General features: G+C 31.4%; 11 protein-coding genes. 10 read left to right on the forward strand and 1 reads right to left on the reverse strand.

Annotated elements, in window-relative coordinates; all coding sequences use genetic code 11:
• Nucleotide 1 precedes the first annotated feature (1 nt).
• The 8 genes from BN1865_RS01755 to BN1865_RS01790 all read left to right on the forward strand — a co-directional run bounded on the left by BN1865_RS01755 (nt 2) and on the right by BN1865_RS01790 (nt 18,237).
• Nucleotides 2-301: a hypothetical protein gene (locus BN1865_RS01755; protein WP_050635545.1), complete on the forward strand. Its 300-nt coding sequence runs from the start codon at nt 2-4 to the stop codon at nt 299-301.
• Complete coding sequence (locus tag BN1865_RS01760) at nt 294-743, forward strand: DUF4860 domain-containing protein (RefSeq protein WP_050635546.1); 450 nt, start codon at nt 294-296, stop codon at nt 741-743. The genes BN1865_RS01755 and BN1865_RS01760 overlap by 8 nt, the downstream gene beginning before the upstream one ends.
• A 12-nt stretch (nt 744-755) precedes the next feature.
• Nucleotides 756-1,124, forward strand: a complete 369-nt coding sequence (locus BN1865_RS01765) for a hypothetical protein (RefSeq protein ID WP_050635547.1) — start codon at nt 756-758, stop codon at nt 1,122-1,124.
• On the forward strand, nt 1,117-1,509 hold the full coding sequence (locus BN1865_RS01770) for a hypothetical protein (RefSeq protein ID WP_050635548.1): 393 nt from the start codon (nt 1,117-1,119) through the stop codon (nt 1,507-1,509). Before BN1865_RS01765 ends, BN1865_RS01770 begins: the two co-directional genes overlap by 8 nt.
• Nucleotides 1,499-2,554 carry a type IV pilus twitching motility protein PilT gene (locus BN1865_RS01775; protein WP_050635549.1) on the forward strand — a complete coding sequence of 352 codons (1,056 nt, stop codon included), beginning with the start codon at nt 1,499-1,501 and terminating at the stop codon, nt 2,552-2,554. Before BN1865_RS01770 ends, BN1865_RS01775 begins: the two co-directional genes overlap by 11 nt.
• A gap of 178 nt (nt 2,555-2,732) precedes the next feature.
• Entirely contained in the window at nt 2,733-3,914 is a 1,182-nt protein-coding gene (locus BN1865_RS01780) for an AfsR/SARP family transcriptional regulator (protein WP_050635550.1), read from the forward strand.
• A gap of 11 nt (nt 3,915-3,925) precedes the next feature.
• Nucleotides 3,926-16,249, forward strand: a complete 12,324-nt coding sequence (locus BN1865_RS01785; protein ID WP_050635551.1) for a SpaA isopeptide-forming pilin-related protein — start codon at nt 3,926-3,928, stop codon at nt 16,247-16,249.
• 170 nt (nt 16,250-16,419) lie between these two features.
• A complete protein-coding gene (locus tag BN1865_RS01790) occupies nt 16,420-18,237 on the forward strand; it encodes a hypothetical protein (RefSeq protein ID WP_050635552.1) in 1,818 nt (605 codons plus the stop codon).
• Between the two features lie 28 nt (nt 18,238-18,265).
• On the opposite strand, the gene BN1865_RS01795 is transcribed toward BN1865_RS01790, so the two are convergent.
• Nucleotides 18,266-19,591: a replication-associated recombination protein A gene (locus tag BN1865_RS01795; RefSeq protein ID WP_050635553.1), complete on the reverse strand. Its 1,326-nt coding sequence runs from the start codon at nt 19,589-19,591 to the stop codon at nt 18,266-18,268.
• Between the two features lie 171 nt (nt 19,592-19,762).
• On the opposite strand from BN1865_RS01795, the gene BN1865_RS01800 reads away from it, so the two are divergent.
• On the forward strand, nt 19,763-20,725 hold the full coding sequence (locus tag BN1865_RS01800; RefSeq protein WP_050635554.1) for an aromatic acid exporter family protein: 963 nt from the start codon (nt 19,763-19,765) through the stop codon (nt 20,723-20,725).
• Nucleotides 20,722-21,279 (forward strand): GNAT family N-acetyltransferase, encoded by a 558-nt coding sequence (locus BN1865_RS01805; RefSeq protein ID WP_050635555.1) that lies wholly within the window; start codon nt 20,722-20,724, stop codon nt 21,277-21,279. Before BN1865_RS01800 ends, BN1865_RS01805 begins: the two co-directional genes overlap by 4 nt.
• The last annotated feature ends 27 nt before the right edge of the window (nt 21,280-21,306 follow it).

The raw sequence follows: 21,306 nt of genomic DNA on the forward strand, positions 1-21,306 counted from the left end.
TATGAAAAATATTGGAAAAATATTATTTTTGTTCATCGTTGTAGCTATGATATGGACAGGGGTTCAACAGGCTGGTTCTTATTCAGAAAATGAAGATCTTCAAAGAATCAGTGATACCATTTATCAATTGAGTTTAAAGTGTTATAGTATTGAAGGAAAATATCCTCAAGATATTCATTATTTAAAAGACTATTATGGATTATTAGTTAATGAAGATGATTATCATATTCTTTATCATTATGAAGGGGATAATATTCAGCCAACAATTCATGTTTATAAGAAGGTGAAAGATTATGAATAGACAGTTTCATATTCAGACGCTCTTGTTTCTATTGTTGTTTCTGATTTTTGTGATTGGATCGTTTTTCATTGTTTCAAGTGAGATACAGGGGTATCAGAATATTCATAAAAGTATAACTTTAGAGGATGATTTATCAACACCACTTGCTTATCTCAATACAAAGATAAAAAGTTATGACCAAAAAGATATGATTGAGATAGTGACATTAGAAAAGAGTACATGTTTAAAATTGAGTGATAATGAAACATCAACTTATATTTTTTATAAAGATGGTTATTTACAGGAGGTTACTGTTGCTTTTCAATATGTTCCTTCATTAGATGAAGCAGAAAAATTATTTGCGTTAGATGATATGCAAGTGACTATTAATCATCAGATGTGTGCTATAATGGTGAAAAAAAGTGATCAGATGAAAAGGTTATCACTATATTTACATGGGTAAAGGAGGATTATCATGCAATCTAAAGTTCATTCATTCTCTTATTTGATGGAGTTGATTATTGTTATATTTTTCTTTACCATTTCTACAACGATATGTGTTTCTTTAATAGTGAAAGCAAAAGAAAAACAAACTGATGCTAAACATTTACAAGATACTTTATTGAATGTTCAATCAATGATTGAAACAATGCAGGCTTATCCTCAAAAAAATCCTGAAGAATTATTTGTGCTTACAAAAATAGATGAGCATACATATCAAGGCGATTCTTTTGTTTTAAAAATATATAGTGATAAGACAAAACATGGTGAAATTCAAATTTATCAAGGTGAGACATGTGTAGAAGAATTTCCTTTTGTTTTAGGAGGAATACACAATGAATAAAGAGAGACATGAATTTCATATGAGTGTTGGGGCAGCAACAATTTTTATGATTTTTGTTATTTTGGTGATGAGTGTTTTATCTATTTTGTCTTATTTAAGAGCGAAAAGTTATGATGAATCAATTATGAGACAAGTGATAAAAACAAGCGAATATTATCAAAGTGAAGCAAAATTGATGGATTGTTATTATCAATTGGATGTTAAAAATATTGAACATCAATTAAAAACGATGAATAGGGATTATATTTATCAAAATGGTCATTATATAATTGAAGAGAATGTTGATGAAAATCGTATTTTAAAATTGACTTTTTCAATAGATAGTGAAAAATTAGAAATCATTTCTTTAAAGACAGAAAGTAAGGAGAAAACGTATGGGAGCTAAGGAATTATTAGAAAATGTGGTGGCAATGAAGGCTTCAGATGTCTTTATTATTGCTGGTTCGCCATGTGTTGTGAAGAGAGATGGAAAAATTGAAAGATATAATGAACAAAGATTGCTTCCTCAAGATACTGAGAAGCTAATTCGTGAAATCTATGAGATTGCTCAAAAAGATGATATTGATGTGTTTATGAAAACAGGCGATGATGATTTTTCTTTTTCTATTCCAAGTGTTGGGCGTTTTCGTGTGAATGTTTATAAACAAAGAAATTCTTTTGCAGCTGTGATTAGAATTGTGAGTTTTGAATTGCCGGATCCTCATGATTTGCAAATTCCTTCTATTGTTACAGATTTAGCAAAGTTAAAAAAAGGACTTGTGCTTGTGACAGGACCAGCAGGCAGTGGAAAATCAACGACCTTAGCATGTATTATTGATCAAATTAATCGTCAACGTAATACACATATTATTACTATTGAAGATCCAATTGAATATTTACATACTCATCATAAAAGCATTGTTTCTCAGCGTGAAGTTTATCATGATACAAAGGATTATGTTTCTGCTTTAAGAGCAGCTTTAAGAGAAGCACCTGAAGTGATTTTAGTAGGAGAAATGCGTGATTTAGAGACTATGGATATTGCAATCACAGCAGCTGAAACAGGACACTTGATTTTTTCGAGTTTACATACATTAGGGGCAGCCAATACAATTGATCGTATGATTGATGTTTTTCCATCATCACAGCAACAACAGATTCGCGTTCAGCTTTCAATGGTATTAGACGCAGTGATTTCTCAACAGTTACTTCCTAGTACAGATGGAAAAATGGTTCCTGTGTTTGAAGTGATGATTTGTAATCAGGCGATTCGGACTTTGATTCGTGAAGGAAAAACGCATCAGATTGATAATGCGATTGCTTCACAACGTCATAATGGAATGATAACAATGGATGAAGCCATTGTTGAATTATATCGTCAAAATAAAATTACCAAAGAAACTGCATTAATGTATGCAGCACATGCCAATTTAATTGAGAAGAAGTTATAGAGGATGTTCACATCCTTTTTATTATCACAAATTAAATAAAATAATTACAAAAATAGGAAATATTAAAGACATTTGTGATAGATTGGTATATAATAGGAACGTAAGAATATATTCATTTATCATAGATATATATGTATAGCTTGACCCTATTAGGTTAAGAAAAAGAAGGAGAATGATTATGGAAAATAGACCAGTCTTGAACATTCAAACATTAGGAAAATTACGGATTTCATGTGGAGAGACGGTATTTCCTTTAGAGCGACAAAGAAGTGCCCAAGTTGAGTTACTAATTGTTTATTTAATTTTAAATCGTAATATGAATTTGACATCTTCACAATTAATTGATTTTTTATGGCCGGATGGTGATTCAGATAAACCTGAAGGTGCTTTGCGTAATCTTGTTTATCGTGCAAGAAAAGAAATGAAAAAATTTTTTGATGATATCAATTGTATTCAATCTCAGGGACGTGGGTATTATTGGAACTTAGATATTGAGTGTAAAATTGATTATGAAGAAATCATGAAGATGGCAAGTCGAGTTGAACAGGAAAGTGATTGGTTAAGAAAGTATGAAAAATGCTTAACATTATTGTCACTTTATCAAAATAACTTCTTGCCAGAATTTAATTATAATGATTGGATCATGCAAATGAATAATGCTTTAGAAGTGACTTGCTTAGATACTATTTTGCATACTTTTGACGTTTTGGTACAACATCAAAAGTATAATGAAATTTTAAAAATAACGAATCATCCACATATTCAAAATCTCTTAGATTCACGTTTATATGAGATGAAACTTTATGCATACTATAAATCAGAACAATATGATACAGCTTTATCATTTTATCGTCAGACTGTTGATCTTTATTATAGTCGTTATGGAATGCCAGTTTCTCAGAAATTTAAAGGGATTTATCAATTAATTTTAGATACGATTCCAACTGCCCAAGTTGATGTAGATGAATTAGAGGAAAATTTAAATCATAATGGTAATGTAGATACAACATTTTATTGTGATTTTGAGGTTTTTAAAAATATTTATCAAGTGAATTTACGTTCGGCTAGACGTTCTATGAAAGCTCGTGTATTAGCACTGTTAACATTGGAAGATGAAACTTCTACATTATCTGAAAAACAGATTCAAGAAGAAGCGGGTATTTTAAGAAACGTTATTGCGAGTAGTTTACGTAAAAATGATGTTTTTTCTAAATTCAATATGACACAATTTTCATTAATTATTGCTTCGCCTGATCTTGATGGAGCAAGAATTGCTGTCAATCGTATTCAAAAACGTTATGATGAAAAAAAGAAACATGATGAGATGATATTGAAATCAGATTTGAAAAAGATTAATTAGGAGGGAACGAAATGAAAAAAATAAATGGCTTGTTGAAGAAAATAAGCGTTATTTTTCTAGCATTGACAATCGTTATGTCTTTGATTCAGTGGAGTGCTTTCAATCATGTCAATGCAAGTGAAAAAGCAATTGCGAATGTGACTTTTACTTCACAGATTGTCACAAATGTTGGAGATAGTACATCAACTATTTCTAGTATAGAAACAGGAGCTCCCTTCTTTCTGGCATTAAGATATAATGTCAATTCTGGTGGGGATAATGTACAATATAAAAGTTGTCAGATTTCTATAACTTTGCCTAGTTCTATTGAATTTGAAGAACTGGCAATTCCAGAGGGAACAACTTCTGTCTTTAATAGTGCAAGAGTAGATAGTCTTGGAAAAATTAAAGTATTAAGAATTGATGCCGCAGATACATTAGAACCAGGGAATAGTGGAACGGTTTATCTGAAAATGCATTTTAAAAATATGGAAACAACTGATGGTACAGTTGCTATTTTCGATGATATGGAAATGACAGGATTTGAACAAGCAGGGAATGTCGCAACTGAATTAGAAGGAGTTAAAATTCCAAGTGCAAAGATGACTGCTGTTGCTAATCAGGAGTGGACAATTAATAAAACAGTACAAAAACAAGATGGACAAGATACAAGTATTGTTGAAATTAATGGTGAAAAATTTTATAAAGTCAATTATCAAATAACAATTCGACCTGGTGCTGAAAATGTCAGTGCAAATCGTTATGGACGTTTAAACTGTGATCCTTTTATTTTAAAAGACATTTTACCTGATGGTTATCCAGATAAAGGAGAACCTCAATTATCTGAAATTAAAGTAGGAGACAAAATTTTGGTCAAAGATACAGATTATGTTATTGGCAAAGATGAACAAGGTAAAGACTATATTCAATTAAATTATGTCAATAAATATGATGGATCCGATAGCCAAAGCTTCATTCCAAAAGGAGCAGCTATTAATACAACGTATTCAATGACATTGTTATATAATTATGATGCTTATATGATTCGTCAAACTGAAGAATTTATTCAAAAAACTTTGACAAATGCAGCAACTTTAACTTATCAGCCGATAGGTAAAGAAAAAAAGACAGTAAGCAGTAGTGCGCCAGTTTTACTTGGTTGGCAAGAACAAGACCAGATGCATGTTGACTTTACAGTTACTAAAAAAGCAACTGTCAAAGCAACAGGAACGCCTTCTATAGGTATAGATGATACAAAAGTCTTTGATAAGACTTTACAAAACATTTATTATCATAATGATTCAGATCATATTCAATTTGGTTTGTATATAGATAAAAATTGTACAACTTTAGCTAAAGATAATAATAATCAAGTTGTTAATCTAATCGCAATCGATGAAAATGGACAGGCAACTTTTAAGGATATTCCTTATGGAACTTATTATTTAAAAGAAGTTGGTGGTCCAAGTTTATTTAAAAATGATGGTGTTAAAGTTGTTGTGATTGATAGAAAAGATGGTTCAATGACTGTAGATAATCAAAAAGTAGAGAATGGTCATATTGATTTTATCAATACAACTGATGATAAGGGATATGGTTATGTTGCTTTTTGGAAACGTGGATCAAGTGCGACTTCTAAAGATACAGGATGGTTAGCTGACGTAGGCTTTACTTTAACAGATAGCAAAGGAAATACTTACAATGCAACATCAGATAAAAATGGTTTGGTTTTATTTGAAGGGATTCCAGCAGGAGACTATACAATTACTGAAAATAAAACAGATGATGGTGAATTTGAAGTTTCTACAGATTCATGGAAAATCACTGTGAAAGGAAATCAAGTTAATTATCCTGCAGGAATGAACGAATATAAAGAAAACGAAAATGTTTATCCATATGTTCAAAATGTTTCTAATAAAGGGAAATTAAAATTTATTAAGCAATCAAGTATTGATGAAAAAGGCTTGAATGGTGCTGTTTTTGAACTCTATGTTCCAGATAATTTAAATAAAGAATGGACTGCAGAGGAATTAAAAAACTTAGATACAAGTACGTTTAAGAATAAGCATACATTAGATTGTGGTGATGGTTCATCTATAGAATCACCTGCTTTACAGCCTGGAATATATTTATATCGAGAAGTGAAAGCTCCAACAGGCTATACACTTGATTCTGAATTAAAAACAGTGGTTGTAAAACAAAATGAACTTGTTGAAGTCAAGGTAGAGAACATTCCACAAGGAAAACTCATTGTTTACAAATATGGTAAACTTTCATTAGAACATCCATTTAAAGTGCCATTGGAAGGTGCAGAATTTAAAATCTATACAGATAAGAATGCTACTGAAACTGTTAAGGATAGTAAAGGTGAAGATATTGTTATTAAACCATATATACCGTTTAATGATAGTACAAGTGCTGTGTCTGATCCTGTATTTTTAGATGCAGGAACATACTATTTAAAAGAAACAAAAGCACCAGATGGATATCAAATGTCAGATAAAATAATTGAATTTACGATTACTGTTAATCAAGAAACAGGAATAAATGTCGATAATGCAGTTAAACATCAGGGGTTTGTTAGTTTGCATAAAACAGATGCAAAAGATTCTGGTAAAAGTCTTCAAGGTGCAGAATTTGAAATTAAGGATTTAAGTGGTAAAGTTGTTGACACTTTAATAACAGATGAAAATGGAAATGATCAATCAAAATTCCTTCCTTCTGGAAAATATACATTAGTCGAAACAAAAGCTCCAGATGGGTATATTCTTTTAACAAAAGAAGTTCAATTTGAGATTAATGATAATGAAGAAACTAAAATTACTAATACTGATATAGCCAATATTCCTTATATGAAATATCAGTTTACAAAAGTTGATTCAACTACAAATAAACCTATTGAAGGTGTGACTTTCCGTTTGTATGAAGAAAATCCAGACCATAATTCAAGTGCTTCTTACCGTGAGATGAGAAGTGATAAAAATGGTATTGTGACATTTGATAATCTTGTTAATGGAAAGACATATTATTTTAAAGAATCAGCAACGAAAAACGAATATACACTAGATACAACAGTTTATTCATTTACTGCTAATATTGATAAGACAACTCAACTGTCTAATAGTTGGGTACAACAAGGAAATCCAATAGAGAATCATCCTAAAGGAAAATTTACGATTCATAAAAAACTAATAGGTATGGATTCTATAGGTACTTCTAATCTTAAAGGAATTACTTTTAGATATTATCCAAAATTGACTGAAGACTTTATTAAAGATCGAGAAACAGCTAAAAAAGAGAATACTTATCAAACATTAGGAACAACACCAGAAAATGGAAAACTTCAATCTAAACTTCTTGATGCAGGTGAATATTGGGTAGAAGAGGATAAGAATGATAGTTATAATCCAATTGATCCGCAAGTTGTGACAGTAAAAGAGGGGATAACTGATAATAAAAATGAGGATTCAGGATTATTTGTAATTAATAATACCTATGCTAAAGGAAAACTGAAACTCAAGAAAATCAGTTCCACTGATAAGAAAGGAATTGATGTCACTTTCTCAGTTTATAAAAAAGTACCTAATCTTGTTGATTATTCAGGGCAAAAGGTAATATTTACTGTACGTACTGATGCTGCAGATGGAACAGATATTGGTGAAAAATTGAGTACCCATTGGTTTGATCCTGGTGATTATGTTTTGGTTGAAAAAGAAATTCATAGTGGTTCTTATATTTTGGACAAAACACCTCATGAGTTTACAATTGAGGCTGGGAAAACAAATACAAAATATTATGATGATCCGATTCTTAATGTTCCATCAAGTTCTCTTTCATTAAAAAAATATGAATCATGGAGTTCTGTTGGGCAAGAAGAAGTTAATTTTGTTTCAAAAGGATTCAAATTTAAAATTTATCATGCAATTGAGTGTGATGCCTCTATAGAAGGTGCACTTGAACTTAATGGTTCGTATTATAAAAAGGGAACTGATACTGGTGAAACAATCACTAGTGGTGAAGATAAAGTAAGTTTAGACCAATTATATGCAGGTTTCTATATTGTTGAAGAAGTTTTAACCGCTGAACAAAAGGCGGAAGGATACTCTCAAGCACAATCTCAGGTTGTCGAATTGAAATCTGGAGAAGAAACATTAGTTACTTTTAAAAACAAGAATGCAAATAGCAAGATTAAAATCACGAAGGTTGATGCAGAAAATCATGAGAAACTTCTTGATGACGCTGAATTTGAAATTTATCGTCTCGCTGAAGGTAGTGAAATAAGTGAAGAAATCATGATAGGTGATCAAACATATCATGTTGTTTCAGCAAACTTGAAATATACGATTAAATCTGGAACTGCTATTATTTATGATAGTAATGGGCAGGAAATCACTCAAACTGGTGTTGGATATTCTGGATTCTTAAAACCAGGTGAAACTTATTTCTTAAAAGAAACAAAGACACCTGATGGATATGAAGCAAGTCAGATTTGGACAAAAGTTGGACCGTTAGTCAGTGGTCAATTGTCAGAAGTGACAATTGAAAACTATAAACCAAAAGAAGCAATCGGAAGCAAGGTTGATGGTCTAGGTAATAAGGTACAAGGTGCTACATTTGCACTCTTCTCATCGAAATTAAATGCTGATGCTGTTGCTCAATTAACAGATGAACAATTGGCAACACTAGCAACAAATGAGGATATGCAAAATCAATATCATGTTTTACAAGTTACGACATCTGATAAGAATGGACAAATCAAATTTACGAATTTAGATGTAACACAAACTTATTATGTGTTAGAGATTAAAGCTCCAACGGACAAAGATAATCATCCAACTCATGAAAGAGACAAGCAAGTCCATGAAGTTAAAATTCAAGTCAATGGTAATCAATATTCTCTCATTGATAAGAAAACAAATGAAATATTATCAGTTGTCAATTATTTATATCAAAGAATTTGGATAAATAAGACTTTTACATTTGCTAAAGAAACAAAACCTCTAAATGGTGTTAATTTTAATGTCTATGCAGCAGTAAAAACTGATAGGCCTGAAGAAGCAGTGATTACAAAGGATGGTATATCTTATAAATTAGGGGACAAAGTTGATACTTTACACACTGGAACAGATACAACTCAAGGTGATGGTGGCGCCATCAGTATTAGGTTACCAGCGGGAGTCTATATTATTGAAGAAGATGGTTCTTCACTACCTAATCATGGATTAATTGTTAATGATACAAATCGTTATCATATTGTAGAATTAACAAATATTGATAAGAATAATCCAACAGACAATAAAGATTTATATACAAATCCAATTAACAATACAACTGAATATGGTTCTTTCTATTTCAATAAAGTTTCTAATGTTAATGATAAAAAGCTGAAGGCTACATTTACATTGCAAGTCAAAGGAAATGATGGACAGTATACTGATTATAAACTTAATAACAATATTGTCAAAATAGAAACTGATGGAACAAATATTTTCAAATTTTATGAAAAATATAATGCTCTTTTACCAGTAGGAAGTTATCAGTTAAAAGAAGTCAGTGTTGAATCTGGTTATACAATGAGTGAACCAATTCAATTTGAGATTCAAGCTGGAAAAATAACTGGAATGGACAATGGAACTATCACTTATTATGAATCAGCAACTGAGGCTGCTACCAATCCATTAGTTATGGTTAATAATGCTCAAGGTCATTTAAATCTTAAAAAGATTGGTAGACGCATATATGAAAATAATTTGACTGAAGACAAGGCTTTAGCAGGTGCTGAGTTTGAAATTTATAAATATAAATTAAAGAATGGTCAATTGCAGTTAGACGAAAAAGTGGGAACAGGGTTGTCACAATCTAATAGTCAAATTGAATTCTATAATTTGGAAAAGAAAAATGTAACAAATACAAACTGGTTGGATGCAGGTGACTATGTTATTAAAGAAATATCTGTAGGAGAGTCTAATGAAAAACTTGGTTATAAAGCAGGATATTTAGGCAAATTCACAATTATTAGCAATCAACTTACAAAAGAAGTGACAGAAATTGATAATAGTGGTCAAGTGATAGGCCAACCTGGAGAGTCTATCATTAACGAATCATTATATGGTCGTTTTACCATTCAAAAAGTTGATCAGTATAATCCAAATAAAAAACTAAAAGGTGTTGAATTTGAAATCTATACAAAAAATGGCTTGAAATATACAAAAGTCAATGCTGAGAATATGGTGACAAATGATGAAGGAATTGCTAAATCACCATTATTACCAGCAGGAAATTATTATTTAAAAGAAGTAAAGACTTTAGGTGGATACGTCTTAAATAGTGAATACTTAGGACCATATATAGTTAATAAACAAGAAGTAACACAATCTGTTTCAGTTACAAATGTTATGAAACAATCTCTTAAGGTTATTAAGATTGATTCGGAATCAAAAAATGAAATCACTAATTTAAAGGGTACAACTTTTGAATTGTATCAAAATAAGACTGACAATAAGCCACTTCAAGTCGCCACTTATGAAGAAAATATAGGTATTGTCTTTAATGATTTAAAAGCAGATACAACTTATTATCTTAAAGAAATTAAGGCGCCAGCAGGATATGAATTGAAGTCAGATTTTATTGAAGTGAAAACTGGAAAATCACAAGATGATTCAACAAATCCGGTTGTTACAGAAATCAAGGTTAAAAACGATTTGTTAGGAAGTTTGATAATTCAAAAGGTTGCTCAATGGGATATGCCAGGAAGTACTTCGCAAAAATTACCATTAAGTGGTGTTGAATTTACTTTGTATAAGGCTGATGGCACGACTGTTGTGACTAAAGATGTGACTGATACTAATGGAGAGTTATTGTTTATTGGTCTTGCACAGGGAGATTATGTTCTTAAAGAAACAAAATCTATTGAAGGTTTTGCAGCAAATAACGAAACTTATGATGTTAAGATTGTAAAAGGAAAACAAAATACTGTTTATACAGGTGAAAAGGCAATTGTTAATAATCCTATTTTAGGTAAGTTTGAATTTACAAAAGTTGATGCTGCTAATAATCCGTTATCAGAAGCAAAATTCCGATTAATTCATATAGATGACAATAACAAGGAAACTGTTGTCTTTAATGAGTTTAAAACAAATGATAAAGGTTATTTTGCATCAAGAATGTTAGATCTAGGTCATTATCGCTTAGAAGAAATCGAAGCACCTGATGGTTTTGCTAAAATTGAACCTATTACATTTGATATTGTTGCAAAACAAATTACACGTTTAGGTATTGATGGTAAGATTACGGATCATGCTCAAGGTGAAATTACGATTGTTAAATATAATGATGTAAGTGATTATTTAGGTGGTTCAAATGAAACATTAGCCGGTGTTCATTTTGGTTTGTATACTTCTAACAATAAGCTTATTGAAGAAAAAGTGACAGATGCAAATGGTAAGATTGTTTGGGAAAATGTTGATCCTGGAAACTATTATGTTCAGGAAATTAATTCTAAAGATAATCCTCAAGGATACAAATATAGTGATAAATCATACAATGTAGAAGTAAAGAGTGGTGAAGCAACATTAGTTAATTATCATCCTGAAGGTACAACAGGTGGAGAAATCATTAATTATTCAACGATGGGTAAAATTGTTGTTAAGAAGTTAGATAAGAATAATTCTGCTTTAACAAAGGAATTAAAAGGCGCTATATTTAATATCTATAAAGATAAAGACTATACAGACTTTGTTGGAAAAATTACGATTGGTGAAGATGGATATGGTATAAGTGATTTATTGGATGCAAGTAAAAATGGAACAACTTATTATCTCAAAGAAATTAAAGCCCCTGATGATTATGTATTAGATGATTCATTGAATACGATTAAAGGAGAAGTGAAAGTCTATCCTATTCAAAATGAGAAATTGATTAAAGCTAAAGCTGGTAAAAACATAAATTATATTGAATTTGAAAATACTAGTCATAAAGATTTAATGAAGTTTGATACAGAAATCAAAAAAGGAATTACGACTTCAATGAAACAGAGTGTAGATGCTCCTGAATCATTGAGTGAAAGTCAGTATTCAACATCATTCTCATTACGTGACTATGCTAAAGGAAAGAATACAGTAAAAGCAAACTATCTTGAAGTTTCTGATACAAAAACAGTAATGAAGTATTATGATGCTTCAAAAGGGCAATATGTAAAAGATGATATGATGGATAGTGATTCTTGGATTATTGATTCTGTGAGTGTTTATCGTGCATATAATGGACAATCCGCAGCTGACAAGATTACTGCTAAAATATATTATCAATCTTATACTCATGGACAAGTGAGCGATTGGAAAGAAGTGCCTTATGGAGAAATCGCAAATGTTCAAAATATTGGGACAACTTCATACCAAAAAATAACTCTTTCACCTGAGTTGAAAGCTATTCATGTAAAAGTAAGATATGAGGGTGTTGGTAAGGAATTTTATGCAGATGGTATTGATATCAATTATACATTTAATCGTCGTCCTTCTCTTGAAAACTATCATGAAATTCGTTTAATTGAAAATACAGCAGACGTTGAATATGCTTTTGTTGTTAATGATAATGAAGGAAAAGAAGTTGAACAGATTGTGAAACCTCAATCTAATACTGTAGATATTAAATTTCCAACATTAGAATCTAAATTTCCAACAGTTAATATTGGTGTTGTGCCAAGTGATCCAACTGGTAATGGAAAGACAACATTTAAACCAGGTGATACTGTTCAGTATGATATCACTGTAAAAAATGTTTCAAATGATGATAATGATTTTAAACAACCTATTATTAGTTTTGATATGCCTATTGGTATGACATTAAATTCTTCATGGCGTAGTGGAGAGAAAGATCGTTATCAATTGATTTTAACAGAACCGAATGGTACAACAATGAATACAATTAATATCAGTGATTTATTGATTACGTATACACCTGTTGACAATGCTCGTACAGTTGATCAAGATGGAACATTAAAAGAGACAGACAGTCCCACAACAAAAGTGACAATTAAATTTATGGATGATAAAGAGGGAAATCCTTTTGTATTACCTGCTGGTGCTTCATTAAAATTAACGTTAGCAGGAACGATTGCTTCTAATGAAACAAATACGTCATTATGGATGCCTACTTATCTGAATAGTGAGAAGAAAACTATCCAATCTTATGAAAATCCTTATGGTAATAGTTTTAGTGTAAATATCCCTGGTGATATAGATAATCCATTGGTTGAAGATGAAGTTTTAGATACTGTCATTGGTGAAGAAACAATTGGTGGAAATAAGTATGCGAATGCAAACGCGAATATTACTGTAAATGAAAACAATAGTTTAACAATTAATAAATTTGTTAAAGGCGATTATGATAGCACCTACTTAAATTACAATCAAATTGCTTCAACATCACCTGGAGGCAATATTGATTATTTAATTGAAGTGAGAAATGGTGAAAAATCTGATTCAGCAGTGAATAAGATTCGTGTCGTTGATTTATTACCATTTAAAGGTGATTCTTATGTGGGACGTGATAACGAATCAGGGAATATTACTGAGCGTGTGACAGAATTAGAACGTGATGCAATATTGAAAAATGTTGATGTCTCTCATTTACCTACAGGAGCCACATATAAGATTTATTATTGTGTTGATGGTTATGATCAATCAACAAAGTGGCAAAAATGGCTGAATAATGAAACAACTGGTCGAATGGCTACACAGAAAGAAAATGAGTTACCAATGCTTTATGAATCAATGAGTGATGATGTATGGACACAAACTAACAGTTATCATAACTGGATTGATGCAACGGATAAGAATACTTTTGATAACGATTTATTACCATATGTCAGTGCAATAGCAGTTGAAATTACTTGTCATAATGAAAATTATTTGAATCAGGGTGAGTTGGTTCAAGTTAATGTTCAAATGACAGCACCAATGTATACAACAAGTGAAAGTGAAATGTTTACTGATAAGTTAATTGCAAACTCTGCGATGGTAGCTGTTGGTCGTGTTGGACATGAAGATAATATCTTAAATAGTGATAGAACTGAAAACAATGAAGTAAAGGTTCAGTTATCAATGCCAAGAGGTTCAATAGGTGATTATGCATTTTATGATATTAATCGTGATGGATTCCAAGATGAAAATGATGCACCAATTGCTGGATTAAAAGTCACTTTACATGAATTTAAACATTATTATGAAAATGGTGAAGAGAAATCTTTAGAAACATTATATGATACAACTACAGACAATAATGGTTACTATCATTTTGGTGATTTAGCATGTAATGTTCTACTTGAAGGTAAAGATAAAGATTCAAAAGATCCAAACGAGTTTGTAGGAAATGTCTATTATGATTATTATGTTGAATTTGCACGTCCTGCTGATGAATCACGTTATCAGTATGAGCCAACAATTCAATATGCTACAGATGATAAGGGACAAAATCATTGTGATATTGATTCAAATATTGGTAAAAATGATTTAAAAACAGAGCTTATCCGTTTAACTGCAACACGTGGTAGTGATGGATTGACTTATGTTGGTGAAGATAATCCAACTTTAGATGCTGGATTTAGTGCACTAGGAGCATTGGGAGACTTTGTCTGGTTTGATGCTAATCGTAATGGTATTCAAGATACTGATGAAATGGGTATCAATGGTGTTACAGTTAACTTATATAAAGCAAATCAAGATGGTTCAACAGGATTAAAGATAGGATCTACAAAGACATCAAATGTCTATGGCAAAGATGGATATTATTTATTCGAAGAACTTAAAGAAGGTCATTATATTGTAGAATTTGATATTACTGATGTTTCACCAGAGGCCGGAGGATATACAGAACATTATTCATTTACAGCACCTAATCAAGGTGATGATGATTTTGATTCAGATGCAAGTGTAAAGATTAGTGACACTGTTATGCGAACAGAAGTGATTCATTTAGGTGATCGTGGTTATGATATGTCAATTGATGCTGGTTTGACAGTTTATAGTGCGATTACAGGAATTGCTTTTGAAGATCGTAATTATAGTGATATTCAGGATTTAAGTAATGGAACTGATGTTTATGTTCCTGGAACTGTTGTAGAATTGTATGCTATTGATGATGAAGATGGAACACGTAGTCAAAAACCAATTGCAACACAAACAGTTGGAGAAGATGGTCGTTATTACTTTGATCATCTTATCGAAGGAATGTATCAAGTTAAATTCACTTTCCCTCAAGGTTATGAAATTGTCAATGGAAATATTGGAAATGATGACACAATTGATAGTGATATTGAATATGATATTAATGAAGAGTTGAATAGTGGATTTACAGATATTATAACAATTCCACAAAACAGATTAGTTGAACATGTTGATGGTGGAGCATCACGTTATAGTAGTTTAGGTGATTATGTTTGGTTTGATGCCAATAAGAACGGTCTTCAGGATAACAATAATGAAGAATATGGAATTGAAAATGTTCCTGTCTATCTTCAAATGCGTTCTCCTGATACAAATGGCTGGGAACAAGTTGCAGAAGCTATAACTGATGCAAATGGTTATTATCGTTTTGATCATTTAAAATCAAGTGATTATCAAACAGGTATTGAATATCGTATTCTCTTCGATTTACCATTCAATTCAAAACTAACAATTCCAAAGAATGGTGATCCGACATTAGATTCAAATGCTTTAGTGACTTATATACCAGGATCTGGATATCCAACTGATATTATTCATCTTAAATACAATACTGTTGATTTAACTTGGGATGCTGGAATTATAAATTCACTTGGAAGTATTGGTGATTATGTCTGGTTTGATGAAAATCAAAATGGTATTCAGGATGAAGTGAATACAGGATTAGCTGGTATTCCAGTAATTCTTGAATACAATGAAAGTGGCGATACAAGTCTTGATGGAAATTGGACAGTTGTCGGTATGACTACAACGAATGAATATGGATATTATATCTTTAATGATCTTGTTGCTGGTATGTATCGTGTTCGTTTCCAAATTGATAAGCCATATTATGTTACATTATCACATATGGGTGATGATAATGCATTAGACTCAGATGGTGTTACATTGTTTGATAAGAATTGGTATTATACGCGACCATTCTATTTAGATGAAGAAGGTTATGATATGACTTGGGATTGCGGTGTGTATCTTCCAAAACCAGGTGATACTATTACAAATATTATTCCAGGTTTCCCATTAACTGGTGACTCATCTATGGCTTATGGTTATCTTGCTTTAGTTTGTCTTTCTGGTGGTGGATTAGCAATGATTGCTTTTCATCAAAGAAAGAAAAGAAAAAAAGCGAATATGTAGATTATAATGGAGCATAGTTTGCTCCATTATGATTTCTTTCAATTCTTTGGTGTTGATTGAAGAAAAATTCACTATTATGTTTATTTTGAGTAATTTGTGATAGGCGTGTGACACTAAAATGTTATGATGTGTTTGTAAAAAGGAAATATGTGACAAAGGAGGAACGCATAATGAAAAAGAAATTAATGAAATTAGTGCTGGTCGTGACTCTTATGATTTTACCACTAGTGTCAACACAAGTGAATGTAAAAGCAGCAAATAAATCTGTTTTGATTGTGAGTACTGTAATGAGTGATAGTCCAACAACAAGAGTCTTCAACGTTTATAATTCATCATCTGAAGACATGAGTTATGATTATTATATTACAGGGGATGTCCAAAAAGAAGGTAAAGGAACAATTAAAGCTGGTGAAACAAAAAAACATGAAATTACAACAAGTAATGGATCTGTTACATTTCAGTTGGTAGATAACTATGGCAATTTGTCAAGTGGGATTAAATCTTTATCAGCATATAATGTGAAAGTCTATTATCGTTATAATGGAACAGATATTAAAAACATGACACGTGCATCTTGTTCATCATCAAAACCTGCTTCTATTACAGCTCCAAAAACAATTTCATATCAGGGAAGAGTTTATAATTGTAGTAATGGAAATTATAAAGAAGCAAGTTATGGAACAGAAACAGTTGTCTTTGAATATGCTTTACAAGAACGTCCAAACTATCAATCTAAAGTTGCTTTCTTAGATCAAGATGGCAATACAATTAAAACAACAGAAAAGTTTGATGTAACTGAAAAAGATGGTGGTTCTTATACAGCACCACAAACAATTACATTTAACAGTCGCCTTTATAAAGTAATGGCTGGTCAAGTGACAGACATCAAACAAAGTTATGATGAGGGTGCAAAAACTCATTATGTACGTTATCAATTACAAGAATCAACTGCGAATCTTCCTTACTATATTACAATTGATTATAAAGCTGGCAATACTCTTTTAACAAGAAAGACAATGACAGTGCAAAGTGGAAAGACTGTTACATTTGATGCTCCAGAATCTTATAAAGCTGGAACTTCAACTTATCAATTAAAAGGAAATAAAAACATTTCTCATAAATATGGTGATAGTACAAGAAATTATACAATTCAATATGAAAAAGTTGTCACTGATTCTAACCAACCATATGATGTTTATGTTAATTATGTTGATGTAGCAACTGGTAAAACATTAGAAGCTCATAGTAAGACTGTAGAAGTTGATAAAACTGTAAAGTTTGATATTCCTGGTAGTGTGAAGATTGGTAATACAAATTATATCTTATCTGCAGGGCAACCTTCATCAGTAACACATAAATTTGGAACTGGACAAACTCAATACAATGTTTACTTCCATGAAAAAGATTTAAATATTCAAGAATATCCAGTGACAGTTTCATATTATGATTTGACATCTAATCAAATTATTTATACAACAAAGATGACAGCAAAAGCTGATGAAAAATTAAATATTAATGTTCCTAGTCGCTATACAGTTGATGGTAAAGAGTATGTTCTTCTTTCTGGACAAGATACTGAAAATACTCATGATTTCTATTCAACAAGACGTAGTTATACATTTATTTATCGTGATGCTGATGATTTAGCAAATCAAAGTGTTGTTGTTATTCCTGGTGAAACTGTTAATGTTGTTGAAACACCTACTGGTGGAACTGTAACAATTGACAATGCAACTGGTAGAACAGTGATTACTGTTCCTGAAAATAATACACCTTTGGTTGTTGATGATAATGGAAATTTAGTTCCTGAGACAAATAATGACAATCAGGAAATAGAAACAGTTGATGATGATGAAACACCTTTAGCAAAAGGAAATACTCAGAATCAAACAGCGATGATTGTTGGTGGTAGTGTTGCAGGATTAGCTGCTGTTGCATTTATTATCTTCTTAATCATCAAGAAAAGAAAAAAAGAAACAGTAGAATAAATTTATTGAAAAACCATGAGATATGACCTCATGGTTTCTTTTTATGCTTTGCTTTCCAGTCTTTAATTTGTTTAAGTCGTAAAGCAACTTTTTCTTCACTGCCTTGACGAGTAGGGTGATAGTATTCATGATCAGCAATAGAATCAGGTAGACAAGTCATCGTTGTTAGTTTTTCTTCATAGTCATGAGCATACTGATAACCTTTTCCATAATTTAACTCTTTCATGAGTCGAGTAGGGGCGTTGCGTATATGTAAAGGAACAGGATCAGCAATCGTGTTTAAAGCATCCTGTTTGGCACTTTCATAAGCCATATACAATGCATTAGATTTAACAGATAAAGAAAGATATGTAACAACATGGGTAAGATGAACAGAGCATTCTGGCATTCCAATAAAGTGACATGCCTGATAACCTGCAACAGCAATTTCTAAAGCTCGACTATCTGCCATTCCAATATCTTCACTGGCAAATCTGACAAGCCTTCTTGCAATGTAAAGTGGATCTTCACCAGCTTCAAGCATTCGTGCTAACCAATAAATAGCTGCATCAACATCACTATTACGCATTGATTTATGTAATGCAGAAATCAAATTATAATGTTCCTCACCTTTTTTATCATACAATAACGATTTACGACTTGTACATTGTTCAATCGTTTCTTTTGAAATAACAATCGTATCATCAACTTGATCACTATTTAAAACAACCATTTCTAAAGTGTTTAATGCTGTGCGAGCATCACCATTTGAAAAAGCTGCAATCATATATAAACTATCACTATCAATTTGAATCTTTTCATTTCCAAAACCACGTTCATTTTGCAGGGCATGTTGTAATAATTCAACAATATCATCTTCTTTAAGACTTTGTAATACGAAAACTTTACAACGAGAAAGCAAGGCTGAATTGATTTCAAAAGAGGGGTTTTCTGTTGTTGCTCCAATTAAAATAATGCTTCCTTTTTCAACATATGGTAAAAAAGCATCTTGCTGAGCTTTATTAAAACGATGAATTTCATCAACAAAGACAATCGTTTTTAATCCTAATTCTCGTTTGTCCTGAGCTTGTTTCATAACCATCTTAATGTCTTTAATTCCACTTGTCACTGCACTAAAATCAATAAATTCAGACTTTGTACAATTGGCGATGATTCTTGCCAGAGTTGTCTTACCAACTCCAGGAGGACCCCAGAATATCATTGAAGAGATTTGATCATGTTCAATTAACTGCTGTAAAATTTTCCCTTGCCCAATTAAATGTTTTTGACCAACATAGTCTTCAAGGGTTTGCGGTCTCAAACGACTTGCAAGAGGTTCTTGGACATCTTGTTGAAATAATGAAGTTTGTTGCATACTATCAGCCACCTTTTTTGTATATAATATGTATAGATAGCATGATTGTATCATAATAAGTTGCATATAACAACAGATTGTGCAACTATGGTTTTTAAATATTGATGATATAACTGTACATAAAAATAGAAAATCGATATAATATTCTATAGAAATGGAAGGGGATTATTCATGAAATTTTTAAAGACAATCAAAATGGCATTGGCTTTCTTTGTGGCTATGAGCATTGCTCAATTTTTTTCTTTCCAATATGCCACGAGTGCTGGAATTGTTGGCATATTGACAATACAAAATACAAAAAAAGAAACATTATTCATTTGTCTAAAAAGGATTTTGTCTTTTTTTGTTTCACTTTTATCCGCTTTGATAGTTTTTTCTGTTTTTGGATATAGTGCTTTGAGTTTTGCTTTCTTTCTATTGATATTTGTTGGTATATCATTGATTTTTCATCTGGAAGATGGTATTGCTATGAATGCTGTTATAACAACTCATTATCTTATTGAACAGTCAATGAGTATACAATGGATTCAAAATGAAATGGCTATATTTGCTATTGGAATGTCTATAGGTATGCTAGTGAACTTATATATGCCCTCTCAACAAAAACAAATTCGTTATTCTCTGCAAAAACTGGATATACAGATTAAAAATATTTTAATGCAAATGTCAGATTGTTTATTACAAGAAAAGAAAACAGGACGATTATATGAAGTTTTTCAGGAAGTATCTTTCACACTGGATAAGATGTTTCAAAGTGTTTATGATGAAATGAATAATCAGCTATTAAAGGATACAAAATATGAATTTGAATATTTGTCCATGCGAAAAGAACAAATCATAGTTTTAAAAGATATTTATGATTTAATGATTCAAATTGAATTCCATGGGAAACAAGTTATATTTATATCGGATTTTTTAAAACATATGGCAGTTGAATATCATGAAGATAACGATGTGCATGCTTTGCAACAACGATTAATGGATTTAAAAAGAAAGTTTCAACAAGATGCCTTACCCAAGTCACGAGATGAATTTGAAAATCGTGCAATACTTTTTACAATGTTTACATATTTACAGAAATTTTTAGAATTAAAATATCAGTTTTTTATTAAAAATAGGGGAGAACAACAATGAAAGCATATATACAAACAAAACGTCTTACTTTAAGGGAGTTTCGTGAAACAGATGCACAAAGCATGTTCGAAACTTATTGCCACAGCGAACAGGCAACCCGCTATTTGGATTGGTATCCCCATGAATCTGTTGAAGAAACGAAAATATTTTTACATAATACAGGATTAGCTAGTATTGAGGAATCAAATAGTCTTGAACTCGCAATAACACTTCATCATAAAGATGAAGTGATAGGAAGTCTAAGTGTGGTGAATCAATTTGAAGATTATATTGCAGAAATTGGCTATGTTTTAGGCGAAAAGTATTGGAACCAAGGTTATATGAGCGAAGCTTTGCAGGCATTTATTGATGAATTATTTAGACAGACTCCAATTTTAAAAGTTCGGGCAATTCACGATAAAGACAATCAGGCTTCTGGTCGTGTTATGGAAAAGTGTGGGTTACTAAAAGTGGGGAAAGTATGGCATCAAAAGAAATATGATCAATTAGAAATGCGTGAATGTATATGTTATGAACTGACTCGCTTACAATGGGAAAAACAAAGAAATGAATAAATGGATGAGAAAAGGGTGAAATATATA

It is taken from the genome of Candidatus Stoquefichus sp. SB1 (genome assembly GCF_001244545.1).
In the GTDB taxonomy this organism is placed as follows: Bacteria; Bacillota_I; Bacilli_A; order Erysipelotrichales; family Coprobacillaceae; genus Stoquefichus.

Coding starts and splice junctions, on each gene's coding strand:
- BN1865_RS01765 (WP_050635547.1), top strand. CDS start 756: ATGCAATCTAAAGTTCATTCATTCTCTTATTTGATGGAGTTGATTATT.
- BN1865_RS01775 (WP_050635549.1), top strand. CDS start 1,499: ATGGGAGCTAAGGAATTATTAGAAAATGTGGTGGCAATGAAGGCTTCA.
- BN1865_RS01780 (WP_050635550.1), top strand. CDS start 2,733: ATGGAAAATAGACCAGTCTTGAACATTCAAACATTAGGAAAATTACGG.
- BN1865_RS01790 (WP_050635552.1), top strand. CDS start 16,420: ATGAAAAAGAAATTAATGAAATTAGTGCTGGTCGTGACTCTTATGATT.
- BN1865_RS01805 (WP_050635555.1), top strand. CDS start 20,722: ATGAAAGCATATATACAAACAAAACGTCTTACTTTAAGGGAGTTTCGT.
- BN1865_RS01785 (WP_050635551.1), top strand. CDS start 3,926: ATGAAAAAAATAAATGGCTTGTTGAAGAAAATAAGCGTTATTTTTCTA.
- BN1865_RS01760 (WP_050635546.1), top strand. CDS start 294: ATGAATAGACAGTTTCATATTCAGACGCTCTTGTTTCTATTGTTGTTT.
- BN1865_RS01795 (WP_050635553.1), bottom strand. CDS start 19,591: ATGCAACAAACTTCATTATTTCAACAAGATGTCCAAGAACCTCTTGCA.
- BN1865_RS01800 (WP_050635554.1), top strand. CDS start 19,763: ATGAAATTTTTAAAGACAATCAAAATGGCATTGGCTTTCTTTGTGGCT.
- BN1865_RS01770 (WP_050635548.1), top strand. CDS start 1,117: ATGAATAAAGAGAGACATGAATTTCATATGAGTGTTGGGGCAGCAACA.
- BN1865_RS01755 (WP_050635545.1), top strand. CDS start 2: ATGAAAAATATTGGAAAAATATTATTTTTGTTCATCGTTGTAGCTATG.